The sequence below is a fragment of the Dactylosporangium sucinum genome, from assembly GCF_014647515.1.
Classification (GTDB): domain Bacteria; phylum Actinomycetota; class Actinomycetes; order Mycobacteriales; family Micromonosporaceae; genus Dactylosporangium; species Dactylosporangium sucinum.
In genome coordinates, this window is the sequence record NZ_BMPI01000073.1 from 45279 (window position 1) to 53871 (window position 8593).

Annotated in this window: 7 protein-coding genes; all 7 read left to right on the forward strand. The window is 74.1% G+C overall.

Features of this window, described 5'->3' with window-relative positions; genetic code table 11:
• The first annotated feature begins 12 nt into the window (after window positions 1–12).
• The 7 genes from IEZ31_RS58415 to kamD all read left to right on the forward strand — a co-directional run bounded on the left by IEZ31_RS58415 (window position 13) and on the right by kamD (window position 8529).
• Window positions 13–2715: a sensor histidine kinase gene (locus IEZ31_RS58415; RefSeq protein WP_190256486.1), complete on the forward strand. Its 2703-nt coding sequence runs from the start codon at window positions 13–15 to the stop codon at window positions 2713–2715.
• On the forward strand, window positions 2712–3119 hold the full coding sequence (locus IEZ31_RS46040; protein WP_190256487.1) for a roadblock/LC7 domain-containing protein: 408 nt from the start codon (window positions 2712–2714) through the stop codon (window positions 3117–3119). The genes IEZ31_RS58415 and IEZ31_RS46040 overlap by 4 nt, the downstream gene beginning before the upstream one ends.
• 116 nt (window positions 3120–3235) lie before the next feature.
• Window positions 3236–3619, forward strand: a complete 384-nt coding sequence (locus tag IEZ31_RS46045) for a DUF742 domain-containing protein (RefSeq protein ID WP_190256500.1) — start codon at window positions 3236–3238, stop codon at window positions 3617–3619.
• Entirely contained in the window at window positions 3600–4232 is a 633-nt protein-coding gene (locus tag IEZ31_RS46050) for a GTP-binding protein (protein ID WP_190256488.1), read from the forward strand. The genes IEZ31_RS46045 and IEZ31_RS46050 overlap by 20 nt, the downstream gene beginning before the upstream one ends.
• A gap of 64 nt (window positions 4233–4296) precedes the next feature.
• The gene (kdd, locus tag IEZ31_RS60395; protein WP_190256489.1) at window positions 4297–5469 is read left to right on the forward strand and encodes an L-erythro-3,5-diaminohexanoate dehydrogenase; all 1173 of its coding nucleotides are present in this window, start codon (window positions 4297–4299) and stop codon (window positions 5467–5469) included.
• Complete coding sequence (locus IEZ31_RS46060; RefSeq protein WP_190256490.1) at window positions 5466–6968, forward strand: amidohydrolase; 1503 nt, start codon at window positions 5466–5468, stop codon at window positions 6966–6968. The genes kdd and IEZ31_RS46060 overlap by 4 nt, the downstream gene beginning before the upstream one ends.
• A 13-nt stretch (window positions 6969–6981) precedes the next feature.
• On the forward strand, window positions 6982–8529 hold the full coding sequence (kamD, locus tag IEZ31_RS46065; protein WP_190256491.1) for a lysine 5,6-aminomutase subunit alpha: 1548 nt from the start codon (window positions 6982–6984) through the stop codon (window positions 8527–8529).
• Window positions 8530–8593: the final 64 nt, after the last annotated feature.

Consider the following 8593-nt stretch of genomic DNA (forward strand, 5'->3'; position numbering starts at 1 on the left):
CCTGAAGGTCCGATGAAGAACCGCTGGTCCGTCCGCGCCAAGATCACCGCGATGATGGCCGTGCCGCTGGCCATGCTGGTCGCGTTGTGGCTGTTCGTGGTGGGTGTGACGCTGCCCGACGCGCTGGACCTGCGGGGTGCGGCGACGGTCGAGGACCGCATCGGGGCGCCGGCCGAGGCGATGGTCAACGAGCTGCAGGCGGAGCGGATGGTGACGACGCTGGTGCTGGCCGGCGGTGGCCGGACGGCGCAGGACCTGGCGGCGCAGCGGGCGAAGACGGACGCGGCGGTGGCGCGGTTCCGGCAGGAGTCGGGGTCGGCGGCGGCGCGGGACGCGGCGTCGGAGGAGACGGCGCTGGCGGTGCGGGGCGCGGGCGAGGCCCTGGACGGGCTGGCGGCGCTGCGACAGGCGGCGGACGCGGGTGGTGAGCCGGACGCGGCGCGCCAGGGGTTCTCGGCGATCATCACCACGACCTACGACATCTTCGAGGCGCTCGCCGACCACGGGGACGCGGCGGTGGCCGAGGAGGCCCGGGGCGTGTTCGTGCTGAGCATGGTGCGGGAGCTGCTGAGCGAGGAGGACGCGCTCGTCGCCGGCTTCGTGGCGGAGGGCGACTTCACGGTCGAGGACCACGCGCAGGTGGTGACGTATGTCGGGCAGGTGCGGCTGATCCTGCCCTATGCGGCGACGCTGCTGTCGGTGGAGCAGCAGGTGCAGTATCAGCGGCTGGTGTCGGGTTCGGCGTGGGTGGCGCTGCAGGGCCTGGAGGACCGGCTGGTCGCCACGGCGCCGGGCAAGTCGCCGGGGCTGGACGCGGCGGCGTGGCGCACGGCGATGGACCAGGTCAACGGGCAGCTGAGCGAGTTCCGGTCGGCGGTGCAGCGGGACAACGTGCGGCACGCGGGCGAGGCGTCGGACCGGATCGTGCTGCGGCTGGTGCTGGCCGGTGTGGCGGGTCTGCTGGCGGTGGCCGGGTCGCTGGTGCTGTCGGTGCGGATCGGCCGGTCGCTGGCGCGGCGCCTCGACGGGCTGCGCGGGGCGGCGCTGGAGCTGGCCGACCGGCGGCTGCCGTCGGTGGTGGCGCGGCTGCGCCGGGGCGACGAGGTGGATGTGGCGGCGGAGGCGCCGCCGCTGCGGCTGGGCACGGACGAGATCGGCCAGGTGGGTGAGGCGTTCAACTCGGTGCAGCGCACGGCGGTGGCGTCGGCGGTCGAGGAGGCGGCGGTCCGCCGGGGCATGAACGAGGTGTTCCTGAACATCGCGCGGCGCAGCCAGACGCTGCTGCACCGGCAGCTGTCGCTGCTGGACGGCATGGAGCGGCGCACGTCGGAGCCGGAGGACCTGGCGGACCTGTTCCGGGTCGACCATCTGGCGACGCGGATGCGCCGCCACGCGGAGGACCTGGTGATCCTGGCGGGGGCGACGCCCGGGCGGGGCTGGCGCAACCCGGTGCCGGTGATCGACGTGGTGCGGGGTGCGGTGTCGGAGGTCGAGGACTACGCGCGGGTGCAGGTGCTGCACGTGAGTGAGGGCGCGGTCGTGGGCCGGGCGGTGGGTGACGTGATCCATCTGCTGGCGGAGCTGATCGAGAACGCGACGTCGTTCTCGCCGCCCCACACGCGGGTCCACGTGTCGGGCCAGGTGGTGCCGAACGGTTTCGTGATCGAGATCGAGGACCGGGGCCTGGGGATGGCGCCGGCGGCGATCGCGGACGCGAACCGCCGGCTGGCGGAGCCGCCGGAGTTCGACCCGGCGAACAGTGCCCGGCTGGGGCTGTTCGTGGTGGCGCAGCTGTCGGCGCGCCACGGGGTGCGGGTGGTGCTGCGTCCTTCGCCGTACGGCGGGGTGACCGCGGTCGCGCTCCTGCCCGTCGAGCTGGTGACGGCGCAGCCGGCGCTGCCCGCGGGCCGCCCGGCGGGTGGTCAAGCCGGCGGTCCGGCGGGGTCACGGCAGGTGGAGGCACGGCAGCAGGTGGGGTCGGCGTTGGATGCGGTGGCGGACGCGCGGCGGGAGGCTGCGCGGGAGCCGTTGCAGTCGGCGGCGCAGCAGCCGTTCTCGTGGTTGCCGCCGAGCCGGGCGCATGACACCGGCGGCGCTGCGACGGCCGGTGCCTTGGTGAACGGCAGCCGGGCCGACCTTCCGCGGCGCGGTGAGCGCGCCGAGCGCCGTGCCGCTGCCGAGCGGGCCGATCCGGGCGGTGCCGATCAGGGCGGTGCCGATCAGGGCGGTGCCGATCAGGGCGGGGCTGAGCTGGCCGTGGCTGAGCCGGCCGGGTATGCCGGCGCGGGCCGTGAGCGTGGTGGTGGGTTCGGTGGGCCGGCGGTGGCGTCGGTGGGCGTGGGCGGGGACGGGCCGCGCGGGTTGCCGAGGCGGGTGCGGCAGCAGAGCCTGGTGCCGCAGCTGCAGGACGACGCGACGGTGGTGTTCAGCGCCGAGGAGGCCGGGTCGCGGTCGCCGGAGGAGCTGCGCCGGATGATGTCGTCGTTCCAGGCGGGCACGGCCCGGGGGCGGCACGCGAGCCTCGACCTGGGCGGCGAGCACGGCGGCGACCTGGGCCGCGAGGAGGGCCACGGACCGGGCCGGGAGCCGGACCGGGACGCGGGCCATCAGGGCGGCGACGGGCGCGGCCAACGGGGCGGCGCGCAGGGTGGCGAGCGTGGCCGGGAGCGGGGCGGGGTCGCGGGCGGCGCCGGTTCGGGCGGGGGAGCGGCATGACGGTGGCGCAGGGCCACGGCGGCGGGTTGAACTGGCTGCTGGATGATCTTGTCGGGCGGGTGCCGGCGGTGCGGCAGTCGGTGGTGTTGTCGGTCGACGGGCTGATGATGGGCGCGTCGCGTGGGTTGACGCAGGAGGACGCGGAGCACCTGTCGGCGGTGGCGGCCGGGTTCCAGAGCCTGGCGCGGGGGGCCGGGCGGCACTTCGGGGGCGGGCCGGTGCGGCAGACGATCATCGAGATGGAGTCGGCGTTCCTGTTCGTGACGGCCGCCGGGCGGGGTGCGTGCCTGGCGGTGCTGGCGGAGGCGGACGCGGACATCGGGCTGATCGCGTACGAGATGGCGATGCTGGTGCAGCGGGTGGGGCAGAACCTGTCGGCGTCGGCGCGGCCGGCGGGTGCGTGATGACGGATCCGCCGGGCCGGCATGCGGCCGACCGTGGGTTCCCGCCGCTGCCGCCGGAGCCGGGGTTCGGGGACGGGCCGGGGGAGTACCGGTGGCCGGAGCGGCCGCGGGGGGACCTGCGGGCGGAGCCGTGGACGGAGTACGCGTGGGTGGACCGGGACGCGGGTCCGGTGGTGCGGCCGTATGCGATGACGGGTGGCCGGGTCGTGCCCGCGTCGGGCGGGTTCGACGTGGTGGCGATGGTGGTGGCGAGCCGGGCGGCGGACGGCGGTGGGTTCGGGTTGCAGCCGGAGCATCGGGCGATCCTGGCCTGGGCGCGGGAGCCGTTGGCGGTGGCGGAGCTGTCGGCGCATCTGGACCTGGCGCTGGGCGTGGTCCGGGTGCTGCTGGGTGACCTGCTGGGGCAGGGGTTGATCGAGTTGTACCAGCCTCCGGTTTCGGCGGGGCTGCCGAGCGAGCACGTGCTGCGGGCGGTGATCGATGGACTCCGTGCGCTTTGACGGGCCGGCGGGGCGGTCGGCGAGGCAGCCGGGCGGGCAGCCGGCGGGACGGCCGGTTCCGGCGGCGATCAAGATCCTGGTCGCGGGCGGGTTCGGTGCGGGGAAGACGACGCTGGTCGGTGCGGTGAGTGAGATCCGTCCGTTGCAGACGGAGGAGTCGCTGACGGCGGTGAGTGTCGGCACCGATGACCTGACGGGGGTGGAGGCGAAGTCGACGACGACGGTGGCGATGGACTTCGGGCGGATCACCATCGGGTCGCAGGTCGTGCTGTACCTGTTCGGGACGCCGGGGCAGGACCGGTTCTGGTTCCTGTGGGACGAGCTGGCGTTGGGTGCGCTGGGGGCGGTGGTGCTGGCGGACACGCGGCGGCTGGCTGACTGCTTCCCGTCGATCGACTACTTCGAGCGGCGGGGGACGCCGTTCGTGGTGGCGGTGAACTGTTTCGACGACGCGGTGGCGTACTCGGCGGCGGAGGTGCGGGAGGCGCTGGACGTGGACGGGCACGTGCCGTTGCTGTTGTGTGACGCGCGGGACCGGGAGTCGAGCAAGGCGGTGCTGATCGCGCTGGTCGAGCATGTGTTGGCGTTATCGGCGGGCAACGCCGGGACTTGAAAGATATTCTGCAATCACGCTACTGTGCCGGAAATTCTACGGTGATGCTTGGGTGGTGCGGGAAATGGGTTCGCCGATCGGGTTGCATCGGGTGGTTGAGCCGGCGGGTGTGCTGCCCCAGGCCGCGCACCGGCTCGACGCGTCGCCGGAGGTCGGTGCGGACGAGGTGCGGGTGCGGGTCGAGCGGCTCAACCTCGACGCGGCGAGCTTCCGCCAGCTCGTGGGCGAGCACGGCGGTGACGGCGACAAGATCCGCGCGGCGGTCCTGGGGATCGTCGAGGAGCGCGGCAAGATGCACAACCCGGTCACCGGCTCCGGCGGCATGCTCATCGGCACCGTCGAGGAGGCCGGCCCGGCGTCGCCGCTCGGCCTGCGCCCCGGCGACCGGGTCGCGACCCTGGTGTCGCTGACGCTCACCCCGCTGCGGATCACCGACGGCCTGGCCCGCTGGGACGGCCGCGGCGAACAGGTCCCCTGCGACGGCACGGCGATCCTGTTCGCCCGCTCGATCGCCGCGGTGCTGCCCGACGACCTCGACCCCGAGCTGTCCCTGGCGGTCCTCGACGTGTGCGGCTGCCCGGCACTGGTCGCCCGCACCCTCCGCACGATGCTCGCCGCCCCGCCGCCGCCCCCCAGCCGCGCCGATCTTGCAGTTGTGGTGCCGGGTTCATTGGAAGATGTCCCGGTTAAGGAGGCACCACAACTGCAAGATCGGTACAGGGGGCCGGTGCGGGTCGCGGTGCTGGGCGCGGCGGGCAAGAGCGGATCGCTGGCCCTCGCTGCCGCGCGGGACGTGGCCGCGGCGAGCGGTGGTGCTGGGCAGGTGGCCGTGCGGACGATCGGGGTGGTGCGCGACGACGCCGAGCGGGAGCGCCTCGAAGCCGCCGGGCTCGCCGACGACGTCGTCGTCGCCGACGCGCGGGACGCGGTCGGGCTGGGCGCCGCGCTCGAGCGGGTCGGCGGGCCGGCCGACCTGACCGTGGTCTGTGTCGACGTGCCCGGCTGCGAGCATGCGGCGATCCTGGCGACCGCGGACGGCGGCACCGTCGTGTTCTTCTCCATGGCCACGTCGTTCCCGGCGGCGGCGCTCGGCGCCGAAGGGCTCGCGGCCGACGTGACAATGATCATCGGGAACGGCTACGTGCCTGGCCACGCCGGGTATGCGCTGCGGCTGCTGCGATCCGACCCGGGCGTGCGGGCGCTGTTCGAGGCGCGGTTGGCAGACTGGGCGCCATGAGAACCCTCTACCGTGGTGGCCGGGTCCTGACGCCGGCCGACCCGTTCGCCACGGCGCTGCTCGTCGACGGTGACCGGATCGGGTGGCTCGGGCCCGACCAGGACGCGCCCGCCGGGGCGGACCGGGTCGTCGACCTGCAGGGCGCGCTGGTGACCCCGGCGTTCGTGGACGCGCACGTGCACACCACCGCGACCGGGCTCACACTGCAGGGCCTCAATCTCGGCGGTACCGTATCCGCCGGCGACGTCCTCGACGCGGTCGCCGCGCACGCGCAGCGGCTCGCGCCGGACGCCGTGGTCATCGGGCACGGCTGGGACGAGTCCGGCTGGGCCGACCAGACCACGCCGACCGCGCAGGAGCTCGACCGGGCCGGTGGCGGGCGGGCCGTGTACCTGTCGCGGACCTGCGTCCACGCCGCGCTGGTCTCGAGCCGGCTGCTGACCGACGAGGCGAAGCAGGCAGTGGGGTACGACCCGGGTGGGTGGCTGCGCCGCGACGCGCACCACGTCGTGCGGGAGGCCGCGTTCGGCAGCATCACCATGGACCAGGTCCGCGAGGCCCAGCGCGCCGCCCTGTGCAACGCCGCCGAGCTGGGGATCGCGTCGGTGCACGAGTGCGGCGGGCCGGGCACGTCCGGCGAGGACGACTTCGTCGCCGCCATGTCGCACGGGCCGCGGCTGCCCGAGGTGTACGGGCTGTGGGGTGAGGTCGGCGCCGCGGCGAAGGCCAAGGAGCTCGGCGCGCGGGGTGCGGCCGGCGACCTGTACGCCGACGGGGCGCTCGGGGCCCGCACGGCGCACCTGCGCCAGCCCTACCAGGACGGCGAGCACGACCACGGGCACGGCTACCTGACCGCCGAGCAGGTCACGGAGCACCTCGTCGGCTGCGTCCGGCACGGGGTGCAGGGCGGGTTCCACGCCATCGGCGACCAGGCGATCGCGACGGTACTGCGGGGCTTCGCCGGCGCGGCGAAGCAGGTCGGCGTCGACCGGCTGCGGACCGGCCGGCACCGCATCGAGCACGTCGAGCTGCTGGACAAGCAGCTGATCGCGCAGCTGGTCGACTTCGGGGTGGTCGCCAGCGTCCAGCCGGCGTTCGACCGGCTGTGGGGCGGTGACCGGGGCATGTACGCGCAGCGGCTCGGGGTGCAGCGGTCGCTGGCGTCGAACCCGATCGGTTCCCTGGCCGGGGTGGGGGTGATGCTGGCGTTCGGTTCGGACTCGCCGGTCACCGACCTCGACCCGTGGGGGTCGTGCCGGGCGGCGCTGCGCCACCACAACCCGGTGCAGCGCATCGGGGCGCGGGCGGCGTTCGCGGCGCACACCCGCGGCGGGTGGCGGGCCGTCGGCATCGACGACGAGGGTGTGCTCAACCCGGGCTGGTCGGCGACGTTCGCGATCTGGGACACCACGAGCGACCTGCCGGCCGTGCTGGCGTCCGACGTGACGCCCGCGGCGCGGGCCACGGTCCTGCGCGGGCAGGAGATCCACACGCAGTGAGGAGAGCAGTGCGGTGAGCGGGAAACTCGGGCTCGACAGCGCGGTCGTGGCCGAGGCGCGGCGGCTGGCGGCCGCGGCCGGGCAGCCGGTCGTCGATCTGGCGCGGCAGCACACGACGGTGTCGGTGGAGCGGGCCGTGCTGCGCCTGGCGGGGGTCGCCGGCGCCGACCCGGACGGCATCCCGTGGGTGAACCGGCTCGTCGACGCCGTGCGGGCCCAGGTGGGGCTCGGGCACGGGGTGGCGGTGCCGGTGTTCGACGCGCTGCGCCGGGAGGGCCACGCCGATCTGACGCTGCTGGCGCAGAAGGCGGCGGCTGGCAGCGTCCGCTTCGAGGTACCGTCAAAAACCGGAAATGTCCGGAAAGCGGCGGCGAGTGCCGTCAGGAAAGGCATCCAGCGCATCGACCAGCGCCGCAAGGAACGTGAGCGGCTCGTCAAACGCCACGGCGACCCGCCGCGCACGCCGTGGGTGTATCTCATCGTCGCCACCGGCGACATCTACGAGGACATCCCGCAGGCGCAGGCCGCCGCCCGGGCCGGCGCCGACGTCATCGCCGTCATCCGCTCCACCGGCCAGTCGCTGCTCGACTACGTGCCGGAGGGCGCCACCCGCGAAGGGTTCGCCGGCACCTACGCCACGCAGGAGAACTTCCGGCTCATGCGGGCCGCTCTCGACGACACGTCGAAGGAGGTCGGCCGGTACGTGCGGCTGACCAACTACGCGTCAGGCCTGTGCATGCCGGAGATCGCCACCCTCGCCGGCCTCGAACGGCTCGACATGATGCTCAACGACTCGATGTACGGCATCCTGTTCCGCGACATCAACCCCATCCGCACGTTCGTCGACCAGCGGTTCTCCCGGCAGATCCACGCCCGCGCCGGGATCATCATCAACACCGGCGAGGACAACTACCTCACCACCGCCGACGCCGTCGACGCCGCGCACACCGTGACCGTGTCGCAGCTGCTCAACGAGTACTTCGCCCACGAGGCCGGGCTCGCCGACCGGCAGCTCGGCCTCGGCCACGCCTTCGAGATCAACCCCGACCTGCCCGAGTCGTTCCGGCTCGAGCTCGCGCACGCGCTGCTGGCGCGGGAGCTGTTCCCGGACGCGCCGCTGAAGTGGATGCCGCCGACGAAGCACATGACCGGCGACGTGTTCCGCGGCAACCTGCTCAACGGGTTCTTCAACCTCGCCGGGATGCTCACCGGCCAGGGCATCCTGCTGGTCGGGATGATGACCGAGGCGGTCGTCACGCCCTGGCTGTCGGACCGGGACATCGCCCTGCAGAACGTGCACTACGTGCGGCAGGCCGCCGGCAACCTCCACGAGGACTTCACGCCCGGCCCGTTCATCCGGGAACGGGCGGCGACGGTACTGCGGGAGGCCGTCGACCTGCTGGGGAAGATCCGCGACGAGGGGCTGCTCGAAGCGATCGCCGACGGCACGTTCGGGATCATGCGCCGCCCCGCCGACCGGGGCAAAGGCCTCGACGGCGTCGCCCGCCGCGAATCCGGCTACTACAACCCGGCCCAGGAGATGCTGGAGGAGGGCGCATGAGTGGTTCCGGAGCGAAGCGGAGGAGGCCGCTCATGCTGGGCTCAGGGTGGAGCTCAGGCGGCCG

What these genes read in the sequence shown, in the direction of transcription:
- IEZ31_RS58415 (WP_190256486.1), top strand. Translation starts at nt 13, where the DNA reads ATGAAGAACCGCTGGTCCGTCCGCGCCAAGATCACCGCGATGATGGCC.
- IEZ31_RS46040 (WP_190256487.1), top strand. Translation starts at nt 2,712, where the DNA reads ATGACGGTGGCGCAGGGCCACGGCGGCGGGTTGAACTGGCTGCTGGAT.
- IEZ31_RS46050 (WP_190256488.1), top strand. Translation starts at nt 3,600, where the DNA reads ATGGACTCCGTGCGCTTTGACGGGCCGGCGGGGCGGTCGGCGAGGCAG.
- kdd (WP_190256489.1), top strand. Translation starts at nt 4,297, where the DNA reads ATGGGTTCGCCGATCGGGTTGCATCGGGTGGTTGAGCCGGCGGGTGTG.
- IEZ31_RS46060 (WP_190256490.1), top strand. Translation starts at nt 5,466, where the DNA reads ATGAGAACCCTCTACCGTGGTGGCCGGGTCCTGACGCCGGCCGACCCG.